Genomic DNA, 19,565 nt, shown 5'->3' on the forward strand with positions numbered 1-19,565 from the left:
GCCCCATGCGGTATCCGGCCCGATCCGCCCTAGCGCACAAGCAGCCCAGCCAGCGCGGCAAAGGCGCCATCCGGGGCCTTTCGCTCCGCCTGCGCGGGCGGCCGTTTGCCTGCATTGTTGCGTGCCGGCCCCACCCGATCACCGGCCCCGCTTTCTGCCCCGTTTCCTGTCACGCCTCGTGCCGCGCGCCGCGGCCGCCATTCCCACAGCGGCGGGAGCGGCGGTCCGTATGCGCGTTCGGGCAGGGCAGGGGCCACACGCACGCGAAAGCCGCCCGCGCGCAGCAGGGCGGCATAGCCAGCCGTTGAAAGGTTCATCGAACGCGCCATGCCCGGATCAAGCGCCACCCGCCGCGCCTTGGTGCCCAGCCTGACCCGGTGCGCGGCCTGAAGCAGCTTTTCCGCCAGATCGACCCGCAGGGCTTCCTTGCCGAAGCGGCGATAACCGGCGGGCGCAATCGTGCCATGCACCACGGGCTGCATCGCTTCGGGCGGCAATGGGGGTGGCGGGCTGGCTGCGCCGCACCACAGCCGCGCCAGCCGGTGCCAGGCATGGATGGCCGCCGGCCGCAATGCGGCCGGAACATAAAGATCGAGCGCCCCGATGCGCACACCCAGCGCCTTCAGCCGTGACCGCTGCACCGGGTCGAGCCGTTCCAGCCCCGAATCCTCGCGCGACAGAACGCCGCCCGCTTCGACCAGATGCAGCAGCAGTGCGCGCAGTTCCGGTCCGGCGTCGGGTTCACGGCTCTGCTCGTCCAGCGCGAGCAGGCTCGCGATGTGGCGCCGGTGCTGGATATCGAGCCACGCATCGAGCGCCTGCACCACCCGCGCCCTGACGGCAGGCGCCAGCCGGTCAAGCGCCGGATCGAGCCGAAGGCGAGGCTCAAGCATCCGCCGCCCCCGTTCGAGCCGCGCCACCACGCCTTCCTGCCAGACCAGCGCGGTATCCTCGAATACCAGCCCTTCATCGCCTTGCGCTGCGGCGATCAGTCCCGCTGCGCGCGCCTCAAGCAGAGCGGGAAGGTGACGCTCGGCCGCCGCCAGCAGCAGCTTGCGGTCGGCCGCCCGCGCCAGCGGATCGACGATGAAGCGAAATCCCTCGATATGGCCGATCGCCTCCTCGTCCACCAGCAGCGCGCCCTCATCCGATAGACGCACAGGCAGCAGCCCTGCGTCCGCCCCGGCCTTGCGCATCAGCACCGAGGTGCGGCGGTTGACGAAGCGTTCGGTCAGCCTGGCGTGCAGGGCATCCGAAAGCCGGGCCTCCACCGCTCGCGCGCGGGCCGACATCTCGTCCTTTGCCAGCACCCAGTCGGGCCGCTGGGCGATATAGGCCCATGAACGGATCGCCGCGATGCGCGCCTGAAGCGTGTCGATATCGCCCGAAGGATTGTCGAGCTGGGCAATCGCCTGCGCCACATAATCGGCCCCCAGATAGCCGCCGCGCAGATCCTGCCATAACCGGCCGACAAAGCGGGCGTGGGTTTCGGCACCCTGCTGCCGGAAATCGGGCAGGCGGCACACCTCCCAGAAGCGCTGCACCGCGCGTGGCCCGCGCACGCTGGCCGCCACTTCGGCATCCTCGGCCAGAAGTTTCAGCACGGCCAGATCGATGGCCTGCGGGGGCATCGCCAGTTCGGGCCGGGGAGGGGGGCATTCCAGATCCTCGATCAGCGTCGCCAGACTGTCGCAGCGCGGCTCCGCTTCGCGCCAGAACAGGCGCGTGAGGGGGGCAAACCGGTGCTCTTCGATCGCGTGGATTTCTTCCGGCGTGAATGCCGGATCGCGCCCGCCGGTGCCCGCCAGCGTGCCGAAAGTCCCGTCGCGCTGATGACGCCCGGCGCGCCCGGCGATCTGGGCCATTTCGGCAGGCGTCAGACGGCGCTGGCGGTATCCGTCGTATTTCGCAAGCCCGGCGAAGGCCACATGATGCACATCAAGGTTCAGCCCCATGCCCACCGCGTCGGTGGCGACAAGGTAATCGACCTCGCCCGCCTGATACATCGCCACCTGGGCATTGCGCGTCTGGGGCGAAAGCGCGCCCATCACCACCGCCGCCCCGCCGCGGAAGCGGCGCAGCATTTCCGCCATGACATAGACCTGTTCGGCACTGAAGGCCACGATGGCGCTGCGCGGCGGAATGCGCGAAAGCTTCTTTGCGCCCACGTGGCTGAGCGTGGAAAAGCGCGGGCGCGTCACGATCTCGGCTTCGGGCACCAGCGCCCTGACCATGGGCTCAAGGCTGGATGAGCCGAGCAGCATCGTCTCCTCTCGCCCGCGGGTGTGGAGCAGGCGATCAGTGAAGACATGGCCGCGTTCGGGGTCGGCCGAAAGCTGCGCCTCATCCAGCGCCACGAAGGCCAGATCGGGCCGGGCGGGCATGGCCTCGGCAGTGCACAGCAGCCATCGCGCGTCCTTCGGCTCGATCCGTTCCTCGCCGGTAATCAGCGCAACCCGCTCTGCCCCCTTGATCGCACAGACCCGGTCATAGACCTCGCGCGCCAGCAGGCGCAGCGGAAACCCGATGGCGCCCGATGAATGGGCGCAGAGCCGCTCGATCGCCAGATGAGTCTTGCCGGTATTGGTCGGGCCAAGCACGGCCTTGACCACTCCGGTCGGAGCGGTCTGCCGGGGGCGCGCAGGCGGGCGGTTGGCCATGGCGTGCAATGTGGCGGCGAGGGCAGGGCGAGACAAGCGAGCGCCGCCGATTTATCCCCTGCCCGAAAGGGGCATCGCCATCGGCTGCCCTCAGGCGCCGAGGCGCTCCGCCACCAGTTCCTTCAGATCGGCTTCCGGCCGCGCGCCATAGTGCGAGATGACCTCCGCCGCGCAGACTGCGCCCAGCCTGAGGCATTCCGCCAAAGGCTTGCCGCGCACGAAGCCGAACAGGAACCCGGCGGCAAACAGATCGCCAGCGCCGGTCGTATCCACCACCTTGGCCACCGGTTCGGCGGGAACCTGCGCATGTTCGCCCCCGCTCACCGCGTGGGCGCCCTTTTCGCTGCGCGTGACCACCACCGTCGGCACCTTGGCGGACAGTTCCGCCAGACCCCTCTCGAAATCGTCGTTCCCTGTCAGCGCGGCCAGTTCGTGCTCGTTGGCGAAGAGGATGTCGATCTGGCCATCGGCGATCAGCGCCCGGAAATCATCGCCATGGCGCGAAATCACGAAAGCATCGGAAAGCGTGAAGGCCACCTTGCGGCCCGCATTGCGCGCAGCGGCAATCGCACGGCGCATGGCCTTGCGCGGCTCTTCCGGGTCCCACAGATAGCCTTCGAGATACAGCACCTGCGCAGCCGCAATCGCGCCTTCATCCAGTGCTTCGGCAGGCAGGAACTGCGAGGCGCCAAGGAACGTGTTCATCGTGCGCTGGCCATCGGGCGTCACAAAGATCAGGCAGCGCGCCGTCGGCGGCTCGTCGGCGCGGGCGGGCGTGGCAAAGGCAATGCCGCCAGCACGGATGTCATGGGCGAAAACCTCGCCAAGCTGATCGTCAGCCACCTGTCCGATGAAGGCGCACTTCGCGCCTAGCGCCGCCAGACCGGCCAGCGTATTGGCCGCCGATCCGCCCGAAATCTCGCGCGCGGGGCCCATGGCATCGTAAAGTTCGTGCGCCCGCGCCGTATCGACCAGTGTCATCCCGCCCTTGGCCAGACCCAGCTTCTCGATGTCGGCATCCTCGCAAGGGGCCATGACATCGACAATCGCGTTGCCAATGGCAATCACATCGTAAAGCGGCTCGGACATTCGGGGATGGCTCCGTTATCGATCAGACGTTGCGCGGGCCTAGCGGTTTGGCCGCAGTGCAGCAAGCGCCGCGAGGCAAAGGGTGGCCGATGCGCCCGGACGCCCCGGCTCGGCGTCACGCCGCGTGATGCCGCATCCTGACCGGTTGACCGTCGGGCCGCGCGGCGGCATCCCCGCAGCCATGACCTTGCGCCATTTCCCCGTCCCTTTCTCCGCCCTCGCCCTCGTCCCCGCCCTGTTTCTGGCGGCCTGCGGTGCGGGCGGGGCCGCGCCCATGGGCAAGACCTCGCAGGTCCGTTCCACCCCGCCGCCGGGCCGGGTTGCCCAGCCGCGCCCCGGCCAGATCCAGCGCCCCACCGCGCAGGTGCAGATGATCCCCGGCCTTGAAGGGGTGATCGGCGCCGATGCGCTCCAGCTTGGCCGCCAGTTCGGCACGCCCCGGCTCGACGTGATCGAGGACGACACGCGCAAGCTGCAATGGAGCGGCACGGCCTGCATCCTCGATGTCTATCTCTACCCGCCCCCCGGCGGCGGCAAGCCGACCGCAACGTATGTCGACGCCCGCCGCGGCGACGGCCGCGACGTGGACCGCGCTGCCTGCGTGGCCGCGCTCAGGAAGGGTCATTGACCGCCAGGGCCGCGCGTCTATTCCGGCGCGAGGCTGATTTCCGCATGGGCGCGCAGCCGCTCCACCAGCGCCTCGCCCAGAATGGCCCCCGGCGTGCCGATGCCGCCACCGGCCTTGGCTGAAAGCAGGGCAATTCCGGTCTCGGCCAGCATCCTGCTGGTCGATCCATAGCCGGGATCATAGCGCCCCTTCACGCCATAGCGCACCACCTGCCCGTCCGGCATCTCGCCCACGAAAAGCACATCGTAAAAGCCCGTCTCGCGCTCCTCCTTCGAAGGGCCTTCGCCCGGCTGCGGATCGTCAGGCCGACCGATCATGGGGGTTCTGGCCATGTGTTCGGCAATGGCCTTGCCTTGTTCGCCCGGCCCGGTCAGCACCATCTCGTCATAGACGAAGTCCGTCCCCCAGGGATGCCCCAGCAGGGCATTGGTGCGATGCACGTTCTTGGTGTTGATCGCAGCCATGATGAACGGTGCTTCCCAGCTCTCCAGCGCATCGTCGTGCTGAACCGCGTCGCCCGCAGGCTGGGGCGGACCTTCAAAGCCGGGCGTGAGGCAGAACGCGCTCTGCATCAGCGGGATCAGCGAAGGATCGCGCCCCAGCGCCGCCAGCGTCGCCTTGAGGCTGGCCGCCGTCCCGCCCGAAGCGCCGCCCTTCATGCCGCGCACCCGGCCTTTCACGCGCGGGGCAGGGCGGCCAAAGCGCGCCACCGCTTCCTTCTGGAGCATGAGCACGCCCAGATCGAAGGGAATCGAATCGAAGCCCGATGAAAAGCAGATGCGCGCGCCCGTCCGCTTTGCCTCTTCGCCATGGCGGTCGATCATCTGGCGCATCCAAACCGGCTCGCCGCACAGGTCGGCATAATCGGTTCCCGCCGCAATGCAGGCGGCCAGCAGCGGTTCACCATAAAGCTGGTAAGGCCCGACCGTCGTCACCACCACCCGCGTCTGTCCGACCATAGCGGCAAGGCTGGCCGGATCGGCCGCGTCCGCCACGATGAGCGGCGTGTTCTTGGGCGCATCGATCAGTTCGCGCACCTCGGCCAGCTTGGCGGCCGAACGCCCTGCCATGGCCCAGCGCGGCCCTTCCTGTCCGTAATGGCGCGCAAGATATTCCGCCACCAGCCGCCCGGTGAACCCCGTCGCGCCATAAACGACGATGTCATAGGGCCTTTGCGCCTTTTCCATGAACCTCTCCGCATGTTCTCGTTGCGGCGCCATGGTTGGCGAGTTCGCCGTCGATTGCAACCCGGTTTAAGCGCGGGGTTAAATGCGTGCCATGCGGCGCTGGCACGGGCTTACAGGCGGGGCAGCGTCACCCCGCGCTGGCCCATGTATTTGCCGGCGCGGTCGGCATAGCTGACCTCGCACGGCTCGTTTCCTTGCAGGAACAGGAACTGGCACGCGCCTTCATTGGCATAGATCCGCGCGGGCAGGGGAGTGGTGTTGGAAAACTCCAGCGTCACATGGCCTTCCCAGCCCGGCTCCAGCGGCGTCACGTTCACGATGATCCCGCAGCGTGCATAAGTGCTCTTGCCAAGGCAGATCACCAGCACATCGCGCGGCACGCGGAAATATTCCACCGTCCGGGCCAGCGCAAAGGAATTGGGCGGGATCACGCAGACATCGGTCTCCCGGTCGACAAGGCTGGCGCCGTCGAAGTTCTTGGGATCGACAATGGCCGAATCGACATTGGTGAAGATCTTGAACTCCGGGGCAACGCGCGCGTCATAGCCATACGATGAAAGGCCATAGCTGATGCAGCGCTCGCCATTGTCATGGGTGCGGCACTGCCCGTCGATGAACGGCTCGATCATGCCCTCGTTAAGCGCCTTGTCGCGGATCCACTTGTCGGAAAGTATGGCCAAATCGAAAGTCCCCGAAAAACGTCAGGCCAGATTGGCTGGCCCGAAGGCATTGGGCAAGAGCACCGAAAGCGGCATTTCCACCACTTCGTGCGCCCCCACACACAGGATGAGCGGGTCCGTCCCGCCAAGCGCGGCCAGTTCGTTCACCACCTGGCGGCACCGTCCGCAAGGGCTGATGGCGGCTTCCACCGCGCCCGCCGGCCCGCCGATCACCGCCACCGCCACCAGACCGCCGCGCCTTCCGGCATGGGCCGCGATGGAACAGGCCACCGTCTCCGCGCACAGCGAAAGGCCATAGCTTGCATTCTCGAAATTGGCGCCGGTCAGGATCGCGCCATCGTCGAACAGCAGCGCCGCGCCCACATGAAAGCCGGAATATGGGGCATAGGCCGTGCCCATGGCCTGGCGCGCCGCCGCAATCAGCGCATCGCGCTTGGCGGCGATCAGATCTTCCTTCATGGCATCACCACCACCCAGTGCACAGGCCCGCTCGCCCCGTCGAGCCGCAGCCGCCGCGTCGCCGTCCACATCACCCACGGCCGCCCGGCATAGGCGGGCGCAATGAAATCCTGCTCCAGCCAGATATTGCGGTCGATCCGCGCGGCAAGGTGGAACCGCTTTTCCAGCGCTGCCGAAACCATCAGGATCACCGGCTGTTCGGTGTGCTTTTCCACCTGATTGAGGAACGTGGTCAGCTCGCTCTGCATCTGGGCCTCGCCGGGCACTTCGGGGCAGGTGCGCGACTGGATGTCGAGCCGGATCGCAGGCGGCAGGAAGCGCTTGTCGCGCGGCACCACGGTCACGAAATTGGCGGCCTGTGCATCGGCCGGGGCGCACAGGTCGTAAACGTGGACCGCGCCCACCTTCATGCCCCGCGCCCGCGCGGCTTCCACGCCCTCGGCAAAGGCCCGGTCGCGGGTGTCGGTGCCCTCGCTCGCGGTGAGATAGGCAAAGTCCGCACCGGCCGCGCGCAGCAGCCGCCAGTCGACCGGGCCATCGTCATCGCTCAGCCAGAGGCCCTGCACAGGATAGTCGCGGCGGTCGGGCTGCCAGGTGCGCGCCTTCCACCATGCCACCCCCGCCCCGATCAGCACGGCCAGCAGCAGCGCCGCCAGCAGACGCCGACGCAGCACATTGGGCTGGCGTGATCGCGTGCGTTTTCTGGCCATGTCCGAAAAGATCGCGCCCCGGTGAGAATCGAAAGGTTCAGCCCCTGATATGCAGCACGCAGATCAGGGTAAAGAGGCGGCGGGCAGTGGGAAAATCGGTCTCGATCTTGCCCTCAAGCCGTTCCAGCAGCATGTCGGCAGCGTCGTTGTGAATGCCGCGCCGGGCCATGTCGATGGTCTCGATCTCCATTGCCGTCGCCTTGCGGATCGCCTGATAATAGCTGTCGCAGATGGCAAAATACTCGCGGATCGGGCGGCGGAACCGGCCAAGGCCCAGAATCACCGTTTCCAGCGGGTTGCCCGCCTCATCCGAAACCGCCAGCACCAGCCGCCCGTCATCCACCGAAAGCCGCAGGCGATACGGCCCCTCGTGCCCGGCCTCGAACGCGCGCAAGGGCTTGAAGGTATTCTCCTCGATCAGGTCGAAGATCGCGATGCGGCGTTCCTGCTCGATATCGGCATTGCGCCAGATGATCGTCGCTTCGTCCAGTTCGATATGGGAGATGCGCGGGTCGGCCATAGGAAAGCCCTGTCTTGCAGACGCAGGCGGGGCAGGCAAGGGGGCGGGGCCGGTGAAGTGGGCAAGAAGCAGGCAAGGCGGGGCAATCCGCGAGAACGCCACCCCGCCATCCACTCCCCGCTATCCACTCCCCGCTATCCACAGGGCCTGTCCATTGCCGCCGCGCGCCGGGTGGGGCACTATGCGCGCCATGTCCGCCAGCGAAGCCATCCTCACCCGCGAACCTGCAGAGATCCGCGCCCTGCCCTCCAACGTCGAGGCCGAAGCCGCCTTTCTGGGGGCGGTGCTGATCGACAACCGCATCCTTGAAGAATTGCAGACCCCACTCAAGGCAGAGCATTTCTTTGCCGCCGTCCACGGCCGCGTGTTCGACCGCATCCAGACCCTGATCGATCGCAAGGCAGTGGTCACGCCCGTCACTCTCAAGCCCTACTTCGAAACCGACGAAGGGCTGAAGGAACTGGGCGGCACGGCCTATCTTGCCCGGCTTACCGCGGATGGGCAGGGCCTGCTCGCCCCGCGCGAACTGGCCCAGCAGATCTATGACCTTGCGCTGCTGCGCGAACTGATATCGGTCGGCCGCAATCTCGTCGAAGGCGCGCTCGACACCAGCGAGGCCGTGGCCCCGCTCGAACAGGTCGAGAAGGCCGAAGCCGCGCTCTATGCCGTGGCCGAGGGTGCACAGACCGGCAGCGAGGCGCAGACTTTCGCGCAGGCCACCCGCGCCTCGCTCGAAATGATCGAGAAGGCGCTGCTTTCGGGCGGCCACATCTCCGGCAAGACGACGGGTCTCACCTCGGTCAACGAGAAGATCGGCGGCCTGCACGATTCCGACCTCATCATCCTTGCCGGGCGTCCCGGCATGGGCAAGACCTCGCTCGTCACCAATATCGCCTTCAACGCCGCCGACCGCCTGCGCCGCGACATGGCCGATGGCATCGCCGCAAAGGATTCGGTGGGCGCCGCGGTCGCCTTCTTCAGCCTCGAAATGAGCGCCGACCAGCTTGCCACGCGCATCCTTGCCGAACAGTCGGGCATCAGCTCCGAATCGCTGCGCATGGGGCGCATCAGCCGTGACGAGTTCCAGCAGCTGTCCTTCGCCAGCCAGCGCCTGGCCGAGCTTCCGCTCTATATCGACGATACCCCCGCACTGACGATCGGCGCACTGCGCGCCCGCGCGCGCAGGCTCAAGCGCCGCCATGACATCGGCCTCATCATCGTCGACTATCTCCAGCTTCTTCAGGGATCGGGGCGCAGCGACAACCGCGTCAACGAAATCTCCGAAATCTCGCGCGGGCTGAAGACGCTGGCCAAGGAACTCTCGGTGCCGGTGATCGCACTCTCGCAGCTTTCCCGCGCGGTCGAACAGCGCGACGACAAGCGCCCGATGCTTTCGGACCTGCGCGAATCCGGCTCGATCGAACAGGACGCCGACATGGTCTGGTTCGTGTTCCGCGAAGACTATTACGTCGCCGCCAAGGAACCCAAGGTGCCGCAGGGCAGCGACGACGACCCCAAGGTGCAGGAAGCCCACGCCGCATGGCGGGCCGAAATGGAGCGCGTCTTCGGCCTTGCCGAACTGATCGTGGCCAAGCAGCGCCACGGCTCGACCGGCAAGGTGCGCCTGCGCTTCGAATCGCGCATCACCCGCTTCTCCGACCTCGCCCCTGATGATCTGCGCGCGGCCTATGGCGGTGGGGATGAGTAATCAGCAGCCACGAATCCTTGACTTTTCCACACCCCCGGCCTAGCTGCCGCACTTTCCACACCCTTTTGCATATCGGAGTGCCCTGATGGCGCGCGTTACCGTCGAAGATTGCGTCGACAAGGTTCCCAACCGTTTCGATCTCGTGCTGCTGGCGGCTGAGCGCGCCCGTGCGATTTCGGGCGGCGCCGAACTCACCATCGATCGTGACCGCGACAAGAACCCCGTCGTTGCGCTGCGTGAAATCGCCGAAGAAACCGTGCGTCCCGAAGTTCTTCGGGAAAACCTGATCCAGTCGCTCCAGCGCGTCCTGCCCGACGACGATGATGAAGTCGATGAAATCGGCTCGCTCTCGCAGTCGGCCGAAGCGCTGCGCATCACCGCTGCGGCGCCTGTGCGCAACACTTCGCTCGGAGCCGATTACGACGGCTGATTTTCAAACGAAATCAAAACCTTGAAAGCCCCGGCCACAAACCGGGGCTTTTTCGTGTCAGGTATTCTCAAGCTGGATCGCCATCAGCTCCCAGACCTTGTTGATCGCTTTGAGCGGCCGCACCATGACCTTGAAGTCCACGATCCGTCCTTCCAGATCGAAGCGGATCAGGTCGATCCCGTTGACCTTGATCGCGTCCATCTCGCATTCGAACTCAAGGCAGGCCTCCGGCCCGTCGACCAGTTCACGGACATAGCGGAACGTGCCATTGCCGAAGACCTGACCCGCCGCGGTCAGATACATCAGCACCTTCTCGCGCCCCTCCTGCGGCGAATGGACCACGGGCGAATGAAACACCGCGTCATCGGCCACCAGTTCCTCCAGCAGCGCCGTATCGCCGCTCAACATGTATCGGTGCCAGGCAGCCAGACCGAGTTTCATCGCATTCTCCCGTTGTTCATGCCCTGCATGGGGCAGGGGAGCCGCGCGCCGGCATTGACCGGGCGCAACTCCCCTATGCAAATCTCAGCCAAGATGCTGGGCAAAGAAATCGCGCGTGCGCCGATCGGCCAGTTCCGCACCCGCCTCGTCGCGGCGATGGCCCATCTCGGCGGCAAAGCCGTGGTCCAGCCCTTCGTAATCGAACAGCGTCACCTTGGGGTGCGGATCAAGTGCATCGTGGATGGCCTTCTGCGCTTCCGGGCCCACGAAATGGTCGGCCGTGGGAATGTGCAGCATCAGCGGATTGGCGATGGCATGGGCTTCATTCAGCATCTGGTCGATCATGACCCCGTAATAGCCGACCGAAGCATCGATGTCGGTGCGCGTTGCGGCCATGTAGGCCATGCGCCCGCCAAGGCAGAAACCGACCAGCCCGACCTTGTCGATCCCTTCATACCCGCGCAGAAAGCGGATCGCAGCCTCGATGTCCTGCACGCCCTTGTCCGGATCATACTGGCCGAAATAGCCGAAGGCTTCCTGCATCTGATCGGGCACATCGGGATCAAGTTCGACACCGGGCGCAAAGCGCCAGAAGATGTCGGGCGCCAGCGCCATGTAGCCCTGATCGGCCCAGACCTTGCACTTGTGGCGAATGCCGGGATTCACACCGAAGATTTCCGGCACCACGATGATCGCCGCGCGCACCGGCCCTTCGGGAGTCGCCAGAAAGCCGGGAATGTCGCCTTCGCCATCAAGCGCGGGAAACGTAATCTTCTCACCCATCGTCATTCATCCTGCAATTGAAAGGGGTTGGTCGATTCCCATGTTGGCCTCGGCCATGGACTTTGCCAAGCACGCATGACAGTCTTGCAGCCGCCGGGCCATGAAATCCGCCCGCCAATCCGGGGCGCAAAGGGAAGAACCGATGAAAGTCACCGTCGAAGTCGATTGCACCCCGGAGGAAGCGCGACGCTTTCTCGGCCTGCCCGATGTCTCGCGCGCCAACGATGTCTATGTCGATACCGTGGCCAAGGCCATGCAGGGCGCAAGCAGCCTCGACCAGCTGCAATCCTTCGCCAAGCAGATCGCGCCGATGGGCGAGCTTGGCCTCAAGCTGTTCCAGAACTTCATGGAGCAGGGCGCGATGGGGGCAATGGGCGGCGCCGGTTCAAAAAAGGCCAAGGACTGACGTTGCCTGCCGGATCGTGTAAGCGGCCGCAGTGACCGATACGATCTTCGCCCTTTCTTCCGGCCCGCCGCCTGCGGGCATCGCGGTGATCCGCATCAGCGGCCCGGATGCCGGAACGGCACTTGCAGCGCTTGCCGGAAAACTGCCCGCGCCGCGCCGCGCCATGCTGGCAACACTGGCCGACCCGCGCGATGGAACCCACCTCGATCGCACCATGGTCCTGTGGCTTCCCGGCCCCGGCACCGCTACCGGAGAGGACTGCGCCGAACTGCATCTGCACGGAGGCCGCGCGGTTGTTGCCGCTGTCGAATCCGCGCTTGCCGCAATGCCCGGCCTGCGCCGCGCCCAGGCGGGCGAGTTCACGCGCCGCGCCTTTGCCAACGGCCGCATCGATCTCGCCGAAGCCGAAGGTCTTGCCGATCTCCTTTCGGCCGAAACCGAACTGCAACGCCGCGCTGCGCTGGCGATGGCCGAAGGCGCGCTTTCCCGTGAGGCCGAACACTGGCGCACCGCGCTGCTCCGGCTCTCCGCCCGGCTGGAAGCCGCACTCGACTTTTCGGACGAGGATGATGTCGGGGAAGGGGGCGATGCCGGGGAAGGGGGCGATGCCGGGGAAGGGGCAGGCGCACTTCCCGATGGCTTTGCCAAAGGTTGCGCAGCACTTGTGTGCAGTCTTGATCAGTGGCTCGGCCGCCCGCGCGCCGAACCGCTGAAGGAAGGCTTCCGTGTCGTCCTTGCAGGTCCGCCCAATGCCGGAAAGTCCACTCTGTTCAATGCCCTCATTGAACAGGAAGCCGCCATCACCGCGGCGGAACCCGGCACCACGCGCGATGTGCTGGTTCATGCCTGCGCGCTCGATGGCGTGCCCTTCGTCTTTGTCGACACCGCAGGTCTGCGCGATGAGGGCGCGGGCGAGATAGAGCGCATCGGCATAGCCCGTGCGCGCGCCGCGGCCGAAAAGGCAGACCTCGTTCTCTGGCTCGGCCCCGAAGACGAAGGGCCGCAAGGCTGCCCGGTCTGGGAAGTTTCTGCCCGGTCTGATGATCCGGCGGCACCGCGAAAGTCGGCAAAAGCCATCTCCGTTTCGGCGCGGACAGGCAAGGGCTTGGCAGATCTGCGCGCCGCACTCGTTGCCCATGCCCGCCAGTCTCTGCCCGCACCGGGGCAGGCCGCTCTCAACCAGCGCCAGCATGCGCTGCTGGGCGATGTGGCGCAGTGCCTGCATCAGGCGATGGGCGAGGCCGATCCGCTGCTGGTTGCAGAAAACCTGCGCTTGGCGCGCCGCGCGCTTGATGCCCTGATCGGCCGGACCAGCACCGAAGACATGCTCGATACGCTCTTCGGGCGCTTCTGCATCGGCAAGTAGATGTGTTTCACGTGAAACACGCCCTGCTGAGTCTTTGACGGGAATCGCCAGTTCGCGTAACGCGGCACCCATGCACCAGTTCGACCTGATCGTGATCGGCGGCGGACACGCCGGCGTCGAAGCCGCCGCCGTGGCAGCGCGCATGGGCGCGCGCACTGCGCTGGTTTCCTTTGATCCTGCCACCATCGGCGCCATGAGCTGCAACCCCGCGATAGGCGGTCTTGGCAAGGGCCATCTTGTGCGCGAAGTGGATGCCTTGGATGGCCTGATTGCGCGTGCCGCCGATGCCGGAGCAATCCATTACCGGATGCTCAACCGTTCCAAAGGCAGCGCGGTCCAGGGCCCCCGCGTGCAGGCTGACCGCAAGCGGTTCAAGGTGGCGATCCAGCAGATGATCGCCGCAGAGCCGAACCTGACCGTTATCGGCGGAGAAGCAGCCGCGCTCCACATGGAGCAGGGCAGGGCTGCCGGGATCGACCTTGCGGATGGCACGCGCCTTCTCGGCAGGGCCGTGGTTCTTTGCACGGGCACCTTCCTCGGCGGTCGGCTGTTCCGGGGCGAGGAGCGCATGGACGGTGGCCGCATTGGCGAGAACTCTGCTCACAGGCTGGCCATACAGTTGCGCGCGGCCGATCTGCCAATGGCCCGGCTCAAGACCGGCACGCCGCCACGTCTTGATGGCCGGACGATTGACTGGGCGCGCCTGCCCGAACAGCCCAGCGACCCCGATGCGTGGACCATGTCTCCGCTCACCCCGGCGCGGCCGCTGCCCCAGGTCTTCTGCGCGATTGCCCGCACCAACGAACGAACGCACGAGATCATCCGCAACGGGCTTGACCGCTCCCCCCTGTTTACAGGCGCCATTGGGGCGCAAGGTCCGCGCTACTGCCCGTCGATCGAAGACAAGATCCACCGCTTCGGGGATCGCGACGGGCATCAGGTCTTTCTGGAACCGGAGGGGCTGGACGACCACACCGTCTATCCCAACGGCGTATCCACCTCGCTTCCCACCGATGTGCAGATCGCCATGATCCGCTCGATGGCGGGGCTGGAACAGGCGGTCATCACCATGCCGGGCTATGCGGTGGAATACGATCATATCGATCCGCGCGCCCTGCGCCGCAGTCTTGAAGTCAAGGCCATTCCGGGCCTCTACTGCGCGGGGCAGATCAATGGCACCACTGGCTATGAGGAAGCGGCGGCGCAGGGCCTGATCGCGGGCATGAATGCTGCCGCTGCGGTTCTGGGGCGGGACGCTCCCGAACTGGATCGTGCCAATTCCTACATGGCGGTGATGATCGACGACCTGACCTTGCACGGCGTGAGCGAACCCTACCGGATGTTGACGGCACGCGCGGAGTATCGGCTGCGTCTGCGCGCCAACAATGCCTCGTCGCGCCTGACCCCCATCGGCCTTGCCGTAGGCTGCATTGGCGAAGAGCGCAGACGCTGGTTCGAGGCGCGCCTCGCCCAGCGCGAGCGGCTGGAAACCGCGCTTTCCACGATGGCAACACCGACCGACCTCAATCGCGCCGGAATGGCGGTGCGCAGTGATGGCGCGCGCCGAAGCCTGATGGAATGGCTGCGCTTTCCCGAAGTAACGCTTGAGGCTCTGCGTCCATGGATCGGCGATGAAGCCTTCGATCCCCTGCTTGTCGAAGAGGTGGAGGAAGACGCCGCCTATGCCCCCTATCTGGCACGGCAGGATGCCGAGCTGCGCGACCTGCGCGCCTCGGACGCGGTGCCTTTGGGCGAGGGCTTTCCGTTTGCCGAAGTTCCCGGCCTTTCGCGCGAAATGGTGGAGCGGCTGGAACGGGCACAACCCGATACGCTGGCCGCCGCGGGCCGCATCGCAGGCATTACCCCCGCAGCGCTCGCCAGCCTGCTGGTTCACGCACGGCGCCGCGCGAGCGAAGGGCTGGCGGCATGACCACGGCTCTTTCCAGCGAGGACGAAGCGCAGGAGTGGCTGCGCGACACGCTTGGAGTGGATGATGCGGGGATGGCGCGGTTGCGTCAGCTCGTTTCCCTGCTTGAAGAAGAGAACCAGCGCCAGAACCTCGTTGCGCGCGGCACGCTCCCCCATGCGTGGGTCAGGCATATCGTCGATTCGGCCCAGTTGCTCCATGTTTCACGTGAAACAGTGCCCGATGGCACATGGCTCGATCTCGGCACGGGCGCGGGATTTCCCGGCCTCGTCATAGCGGCACTTCAGCCCGATCGTCCCGTTGCGCTGGTCGATTCGCGCCGCCTTCGGACCGAGTGGCTTGAGCGTGCGGCAAGGTTGCTGGGCCTTGCCAATGCGCAGGTTATCCTCTCGCGCGTGGAGGACCTGCCGACCACCACTTACGCGGCAATCTCGGCGCGGGCCTTCGCTCCCTTGGACAGGCTTGTGACACTTTCCGCCCGCTTATCCACACCCGCCACGCTCTGGCTGTTGCCCAAAGGGGCCAGGGCAGCGCAGGAATTGGAAATGCTTCCCGAATCATGGAATCACATGTTCCACGTGGAACAATCCCTGACCGATCCACAGGCCGGGATCATCGTCGGTCATCTCGTGGGCAGGCGCATCGGCAGCGAGAAGATCTCCACAGGCAAAGGCAGGCGCGCATGATCACGATTGCTGTTGCCAACCAGAAGGGCGGGGTTGGCAAGACGACAACCGCCATCAACATCGCCACGGCGCTTGCTGCCACAGGCTGGAAATCGCTGCTCATCGATCTCGATCCGCAGGGCAATTGCTCTACCGGTATCGGCATTTCCGCCAGCGACCGCGAACGATCATCCTACGATGTGCTGATCGATCAGACACCTGTGCACGAATGCCTGATGCATACCCGCATTCCGGGGCTGGACATCGTTCCGGCAACGGTCGATCTTTCAGGCGCCGAAGTCGAACTGGTCAGTGTCGAGGATCGCACGCATCGCCTGCGCCAGGTGCTGGGCGATGATACCGGCCATGACATCTGCCTGATTGATTGCCCGCCATCGCTTGGCCTGCTGACGCTGAATGCCCTGACCGCTGCCGACACGATTCTCGTGCCCTTGCAATGCGAGTTCTTCGCGCTGGAAGGATTGAGCCAGCTTCTCCAGACGGTGGAGCGGGTGCAGGAGCGGTTCAATCCCGATCTCGGCATTCTGGGAATTGTCCTGACCATGTATGACCGCCGCAACCGGCTGACAGATCAGGTTGCCGAAGATGTCCGGTCGTGCCTGCGCGATCTCGTCTTCGAAAGCGTCATCCCGCGCAACGTGCGCCTTTCGGAAGCGCCCAGCCACGGGCTTCCCGCCCTGATCTATGACCACGCCTGCCCCGGATCGCAGGCTTACATGAAGCTTGCCCGCGAACTGATCGGACGGCTTCCGGAACGGAGGATTGCAGCGTGAGCGGCGAAGAGGCAGTGAAGTCACCGGCAAGACGGACTGGTCTGGGCAGGGGGCTTGGCGCGCTCATGGGCGAGGTGCGCCGCGAGGAGCCGATTGCCCGCATCTCGGTTTCGGGCGAAAGCGCCGCTGCCAGCGCGCGCGATGGCGGCCTCGCCCTGCTGGCTGTTGCCGCGATTGAGCCGCACCCCGATCAGCCCCGCCGCCATTTCGATGAGGAGGCGCTGGAAGAACTGGCGCAATCCATTGCCGCGCGCGGGGTGATCCAGCCTGTCGTCGTGCGCCCCCTTGCTGGCGGACGCTATCAGCTTGTCGCGGGCGAGCGGCGCTGGCGCGCGGCCCAGAAGGCGCGGGTGCACGAGATTCCCGCCATCGTCCGCAAGCTGGAGGATCGCGATGTTGCCGCGCTTGCCCTGATCGAGAACCTTCAGCGCGAGGATCTGAACCCGGTGGAAGAGGCACGGGCCTATCAGCGCCTTGCCGAGACCGAGGGGCTGAGCCAGGCCGAGATTGCCAAGTTCGTCGACAAGTCGCGCAGCCATGTCGCCAACATGATGCGCTTGCTCGGCCTGCCCGATGCCGTTCTCGATATGGTGATGCAGGGCGGGCTTTCGATGGGCCATGCCAGAGCGCTCATCAATGCGCCTGAGCCGGAAAAGCTGGCCCGTGAAATCATGGCCAGGGACATGTCGGTGCGCGATGCCGAAAAGCTGGTGCGCAAGGCTTCGCGGCCGGAAGGCACCGGGGGCCGCCGTCAGGCCCGCGCCGGCAAGGATTCGGTCGGTGCGGCCGATCTGGCCGCAATCCAGCAGCATCTGGAAGATTTTCTCGGTCTGAAGGTTTCCATTCAGCCCGACGCCGATCCGACCAGTGGGGCCGTGGTGATCCGTTACCGCAATCTCGACCAGCTCGACCTGATCTGCCAGCGGCTGACGGGCGGCGAGTTCTAGGGCACGACACACCACGGAGCGCCAGCGGCATAGCGGCGGATTGCCCTGCACGATGGGGCATTAATTAGCCGATTAAATTGTCGTTGACCGGGAGGCCATGCCGCGCTTAGGCTGCGGCAAAACAACCTGACCCGGAGAGAACTGGCCATGTCGCTCGACCTGATTCCGCGCACCGCCTACAACGAAGATCACGAAGCCTTCCGTCAGACCGTCCGCCGCTTTCTGCAGGACGAAGTGGCCCCGCACGCAAATGAATGGGCCGAGGCGGGAATCGTGCCCAAGGATATCTGGCCCAAGGCCGGGGCGCTCGGCATGCTGTGCCCGACCGTGCCGGAAGAATACGGCGGCCTCGGACTCGACTTCGGCTACAACGCGATCGTCGACGAGGAAAGCGCCTACTACGGCCGCGTTGCAACCGGCTTTTCGCTCCAGTCCGATATCGTGGTGAACTACATCGTTTCCTACGGTTCGGAAGAACAGAAGAAGAAGTGGCTGCCCAAGATGGTTTCGGGAGAAATCATCACGGCCATCGCCATGACTGAACCCGGCACCGGATCGGATCTTCAGGGCATGAAGACCACGGCCAGGAAGGACGGCAACCACTACGTCATCAACGGGTCGAAGACTTACATCACCAATGGCCAGAACGCCGATCTGATTCTGGTGTGCTGCAAGACCGATACCGAGATTCAGCCCGCATGGAAGGGGGTGTCGATCGTCCTCGTCGAAGCCGACCGCGAAGGCTTCAAGCGCGGCCGCAACCTTGACAAGATCGGACAGGACGAGGCCGACACTTCCGAACTGTTCTTCGAGGACGTGCGGGTTCCCATCACCAACTGCCTTGGCGAAGAGGGCAAGGGCTTCATCTACCTGATGAGCGAACTGCCGCAGGAGCGCCTGTCGATTGCGGTCAGTGCACAGGCATCGGCGCAGAAGGCCTTTGACGATACGGTGGAGTTCACTCGCGAGCGCAAGGCATTCGGCAAGCCGATCCTCGATTTCCAGAACACGCGCTTCACGCTTGCCGATCTCAAGGCCAAGCTGCAGGTGGGTTGGGCGCATCTTGACTGGGCGCTGGCCCGCCATCTGCGCCGCGAACTGACCCCGGAAGAGGGCGCGGCGGCCAAGCTCTGGCACACCGAACTCCAGTGGGAAGTGATGGACAAGTGCCTCCAGCTTCATGGCGGCGCAGGCTACATGAACGAATATGCCATCGCCCGTGCATGGCGCGGGGCGCGCGTGACCCGGATCTTCGGCGGCACGAATGAAATCATGAAGGAGCTGATCGGGCGCAAGCTCTGAACGACGGCCGAGACAGGAAATGGCCCGCTTTCCACAGGGGAAGGCGGGCCATTTTCATTTGGGGCAAGGTCAGGGCCTAGGGCCGGGCCGGCCCCCTCAGCCGGTATAGACGCGCTTGTCCTTGATCCGCTTTTCCCGGATAACCGGCGCGCGGCGCGGCGCAAACCGGCGGCGGGTCGGAACGTCCACCCACTTTTCCGTCACCGTTGTCGTCTCCACGCAAGGCTGCTGCGGGCCGGTCATGACCGGAACCATCATGTAGCCATAGGGCGCATAGCCGGGGTAGGCACCCGGATAACCATAGGCTCCGCCCTGCTGGGCGGCCGCGAAGTAGGCATCGCATTCGCGCCGCAGCGCCTTGTCTTCGGCCTTGTCGATCACCGCGCCCACGGCAGCGCCGGCAACCCCGCCAACCACCGTTCCCAAGAGGCGGTTGCCCGATGCGATGCGGTTGCCCGCTATGCCGCCCAGAACCCCGCCGATCAGCCCCCCGCCAATGCCGCGATCACCATAGACCTTGCGGCAACGCTCGGTCATTTCGGCCCAGCGCGGATCGGGAGCGGGATAGGCCTGAGGATTGACCGGCGGATAGGCCTGGGCAGAGGCGGCCGGCGCCGGGCCGGAAGAGGAGGGCGCAACCGGTGCAGCCACGACCGGCTGATAGACCGGCATGGAATAGGGATAAGGGTAAGCCGCCATGGGCGCTGCGCCGGTCTGCGGTGCTGCCGCCTGCGGCACCATGACCGTGGTTGGCCAGGGAGGCCCGGCCATAGGCGGATAATAGACCGGTCCGGCCTGCGCGAAAGCGGGCGAGGCGGCGGCGCAGAGCGCGGCGGCACTGAAAGCAAGACGGCGAAGCATTG

At 65.7% G+C, this 19,565-nt stretch carries 20 protein-coding genes; 10 read left to right on the plus strand and 10 right to left on the minus strand.

What is annotated here, in order from left to right:
• Positions 1–29 precede the first annotated feature (29 nt).
• Positions 30–2,660: a helicase-related protein gene (locus DKM43_RS08730; protein WP_109798129.1), complete on the minus strand. Its 2,631-nt coding sequence runs from the start codon at positions 2,658–2,660 to the stop codon at positions 30–32.
• A 90-nt stretch (positions 2,661–2,750) separates the two neighbouring features.
• Positions 2,751–3,749: an adenosine kinase gene (locus DKM43_RS08735; protein WP_109798130.1), complete on the minus strand. Its 999-nt coding sequence runs from the start codon at positions 3,747–3,749 to the stop codon at positions 2,751–2,753.
• Between the two features lie 82 nt (positions 3,750–3,831).
• On the opposite strand from DKM43_RS08735, the gene DKM43_RS08740 reads away from it, so the two are divergent.
• Positions 3,832–4,377, plus strand: a complete 546-nt coding sequence (locus DKM43_RS08740) for a hypothetical protein (RefSeq protein WP_407938487.1) — start codon at positions 3,832–3,834, stop codon at positions 4,375–4,377.
• 17 nt (positions 4,378–4,394) lie between these two features.
• Here the strand turns inward: DKM43_RS08740 and DKM43_RS08745 are convergent, their stop codons facing one another.
• The 5 genes from DKM43_RS08745 to DKM43_RS08765 all read right to left on the minus strand — a co-directional run bounded on the left by DKM43_RS08745 (position 4,395) and on the right by DKM43_RS08765 (position 7,933).
• Positions 4,395–5,564 (minus strand): saccharopine dehydrogenase family protein, encoded by a 1,170-nt coding sequence (locus tag DKM43_RS08745; RefSeq protein ID WP_109798131.1) that lies wholly within the window; start codon positions 5,562–5,564, stop codon positions 4,395–4,397.
• 110 nt (positions 5,565–5,674) lie between these two features.
• Positions 5,675–6,244: a dCTP deaminase gene (gene dcd, locus DKM43_RS08750; protein WP_109798132.1), complete on the minus strand. Its 570-nt coding sequence runs from the start codon at positions 6,242–6,244 to the stop codon at positions 5,675–5,677.
• Positions 6,245–6,265: 21 nt separating this feature from the next.
• A complete protein-coding gene (locus DKM43_RS08755; protein WP_109798133.1) occupies positions 6,266–6,703 on the minus strand; it encodes a cytidine deaminase in 438 nt (145 codons plus the stop codon).
• Positions 6,700–7,413 (minus strand): glycoside hydrolase family 25 protein, encoded by a 714-nt coding sequence (locus DKM43_RS08760; RefSeq protein ID WP_109798134.1) that lies wholly within the window; start codon positions 7,411–7,413, stop codon positions 6,700–6,702. Before DKM43_RS08760 ends, DKM43_RS08755 begins: the two co-directional genes overlap by 4 nt.
• A gap of 37 nt (positions 7,414–7,450) precedes the next feature.
• Complete coding sequence (locus DKM43_RS08765; protein WP_109798135.1) at positions 7,451–7,933, minus strand: UPF0262 family protein; 483 nt, start codon at positions 7,931–7,933, stop codon at positions 7,451–7,453.
• Positions 7,934–8,123: 190 nt separating this feature from the next.
• Here DKM43_RS08765 and DKM43_RS08770 point away from each other — a divergent pair, with 190 nt between their 5' ends.
• Positions 8,124–9,641, plus strand: a complete 1,518-nt coding sequence (locus DKM43_RS08770; RefSeq protein ID WP_109798438.1) for a replicative DNA helicase — start codon at positions 8,124–8,126, stop codon at positions 9,639–9,641.
• Between the two features lie 85 nt (positions 9,642–9,726).
• The gene (rpoZ, locus tag DKM43_RS08775; RefSeq protein WP_109798136.1) at positions 9,727–10,071 is read left to right on the plus strand and encodes a DNA-directed RNA polymerase subunit omega; all 345 of its coding nucleotides are present in this window, start codon (positions 9,727–9,729) and stop codon (positions 10,069–10,071) included.
• Between the two features lie 57 nt (positions 10,072–10,128).
• Here the strand turns inward: rpoZ and DKM43_RS08780 are convergent, their stop codons facing one another.
• Complete coding sequence (locus tag DKM43_RS08780; protein WP_109798137.1) at positions 10,129–10,512, minus strand: nuclear transport factor 2 family protein; 384 nt, start codon at positions 10,510–10,512, stop codon at positions 10,129–10,131.
• A gap of 84 nt (positions 10,513–10,596) precedes the next feature.
• Positions 10,597–11,295: a dienelactone hydrolase family protein gene (locus tag DKM43_RS08785; protein WP_109798439.1), complete on the minus strand. Its 699-nt coding sequence runs from the start codon at positions 11,293–11,295 to the stop codon at positions 10,597–10,599.
• A gap of 142 nt (positions 11,296–11,437) precedes the next feature.
• On the opposite strand from DKM43_RS08785, the gene DKM43_RS08790 reads away from it, so the two are divergent.
• The 7 genes from DKM43_RS08790 to DKM43_RS08820 all read left to right on the plus strand — a co-directional run bounded on the left by DKM43_RS08790 (position 11,438) and on the right by DKM43_RS08820 (position 18,702).
• The gene (locus DKM43_RS08790) at positions 11,438–11,701 is read left to right on the plus strand and encodes a DUF6489 family protein (protein WP_109798440.1); all 264 of its coding nucleotides are present in this window, start codon (positions 11,438–11,440) and stop codon (positions 11,699–11,701) included.
• A gap of 31 nt (positions 11,702–11,732) precedes the next feature.
• A complete protein-coding gene (gene mnmE, locus DKM43_RS08795) occupies positions 11,733–13,067 on the plus strand; it encodes a tRNA uridine-5-carboxymethylaminomethyl(34) synthesis GTPase MnmE (protein ID WP_109798138.1) in 1,335 nt (444 codons plus the stop codon).
• Between the two features lie 70 nt (positions 13,068–13,137).
• A complete protein-coding gene (gene mnmG / locus DKM43_RS08800; protein ID WP_109798139.1) occupies positions 13,138–14,997 on the plus strand; it encodes a tRNA uridine-5-carboxymethylaminomethyl(34) synthesis enzyme MnmG in 1,860 nt (619 codons plus the stop codon).
• Positions 14,994–15,680, plus strand: coding sequence for a 16S rRNA (guanine(527)-N(7))-methyltransferase RsmG (rsmG, locus tag DKM43_RS08805; RefSeq protein ID WP_109798140.1), 687 nt, complete (start codon positions 14,994–14,996; stop codon positions 15,678–15,680). Before mnmG ends, rsmG begins: the two co-directional genes overlap by 4 nt.
• Positions 15,677–16,453: a ParA family protein gene (locus tag DKM43_RS08810; RefSeq protein WP_109798141.1), complete on the plus strand. Its 777-nt coding sequence runs from the start codon at positions 15,677–15,679 to the stop codon at positions 16,451–16,453. Before rsmG ends, DKM43_RS08810 begins: the two co-directional genes overlap by 4 nt.
• A complete protein-coding gene (locus DKM43_RS08815; RefSeq protein WP_236632475.1) occupies positions 16,450–17,400 on the plus strand; it encodes a ParB/RepB/Spo0J family partition protein in 951 nt (316 codons plus the stop codon). Before DKM43_RS08810 ends, DKM43_RS08815 begins: the two co-directional genes overlap by 4 nt.
• Positions 17,401–17,547: 147 nt before the next feature.
• Positions 17,548–18,702, plus strand: a complete 1,155-nt coding sequence (locus DKM43_RS08820; RefSeq protein WP_109798143.1) for an acyl-CoA dehydrogenase family protein — start codon at positions 17,548–17,550, stop codon at positions 18,700–18,702.
• A gap of 96 nt (positions 18,703–18,798) precedes the next feature.
• Here DKM43_RS08820 and DKM43_RS08825 read toward each other — a convergent pair whose 3' ends face one another.
• Positions 18,799–19,563 carry a glycine zipper 2TM domain-containing protein gene (locus DKM43_RS08825; RefSeq protein WP_236632476.1) on the minus strand — a complete coding sequence of 255 codons (765 nt, stop codon included), beginning with the start codon at positions 19,561–19,563 and terminating at the stop codon, positions 18,799–18,801.
• Positions 19,564–19,565: the final 2 nt, after the last annotated feature.

This window comes from Novosphingobium meiothermophilum (assembly GCF_003171715.1).
Lineage (GTDB): Bacteria > Pseudomonadota > Alphaproteobacteria > Sphingomonadales > Sphingomonadaceae > Novosphingobium > Novosphingobium meiothermophilum.

Excerpts from the sequence above, each read along its gene's own strand:
- DKM43_RS08820 (WP_109798143.1), top strand. The coding sequence starts at position 17,548 with ATGTCGCTCGACCTGATTCCGCGCACCGCCTACAACGAAGATCACGAA.
- DKM43_RS08780 (WP_109798137.1), bottom strand. The coding sequence starts at position 10,512 with ATGAAACTCGGTCTGGCTGCCTGGCACCGATACATGTTGAGCGGCGAT.
- DKM43_RS08745 (WP_109798131.1), bottom strand. The coding sequence starts at position 5,564 with ATGGAAAAGGCGCAAAGGCCCTATGACATCGTCGTTTATGGCGCGACG.
- mnmG (WP_109798139.1), top strand. The coding sequence starts at position 13,138 with ATGCACCAGTTCGACCTGATCGTGATCGGCGGCGGACACGCCGGCGTC.
- DKM43_RS08770 (WP_109798438.1), top strand. The coding sequence starts at position 8,124 with ATGTCCGCCAGCGAAGCCATCCTCACCCGCGAACCTGCAGAGATCCGC.
- DKM43_RS08785 (WP_109798439.1), bottom strand. The coding sequence starts at position 11,295 with ATGGGTGAGAAGATTACGTTTCCCGCGCTTGATGGCGAAGGCGACATT.
- DKM43_RS08810 (WP_109798141.1), top strand. The coding sequence starts at position 15,677 with ATGATCACGATTGCTGTTGCCAACCAGAAGGGCGGGGTTGGCAAGACG.
- DKM43_RS08825 (WP_236632476.1), bottom strand. The coding sequence starts at position 19,563 with ATGCTTCGCCGTCTTGCTTTCAGTGCCGCCGCGCTCTGCGCCGCCGCC.
- DKM43_RS08755 (WP_109798133.1), bottom strand. The coding sequence starts at position 6,703 with ATGAAGGAAGATCTGATCGCCGCCAAGCGCGATGCGCTGATTGCGGCG.
- DKM43_RS08765 (WP_109798135.1), bottom strand. The coding sequence starts at position 7,933 with ATGGCCGACCCGCGCATCTCCCATATCGAACTGGACGAAGCGACGATC.
- DKM43_RS08790 (WP_109798440.1), top strand. The coding sequence starts at position 11,438 with ATGAAAGTCACCGTCGAAGTCGATTGCACCCCGGAGGAAGCGCGACGC.
- DKM43_RS08730 (WP_109798129.1), bottom strand. The coding sequence starts at position 2,660 with ATGGCCAACCGCCCGCCTGCGCGCCCCCGGCAGACCGCTCCGACCGGA.
- DKM43_RS08760 (WP_109798134.1), bottom strand. The coding sequence starts at position 7,413 with ATGGCCAGAAAACGCACGCGATCACGCCAGCCCAATGTGCTGCGTCGG.
- DKM43_RS08735 (WP_109798130.1), bottom strand. The coding sequence starts at position 3,749 with ATGTCCGAGCCGCTTTACGATGTGATTGCCATTGGCAACGCGATTGTC.
- rpoZ (WP_109798136.1), top strand. The coding sequence starts at position 9,727 with ATGGCGCGCGTTACCGTCGAAGATTGCGTCGACAAGGTTCCCAACCGT.
- rsmG (WP_109798140.1), top strand. The coding sequence starts at position 14,994 with ATGACCACGGCTCTTTCCAGCGAGGACGAAGCGCAGGAGTGGCTGCGC.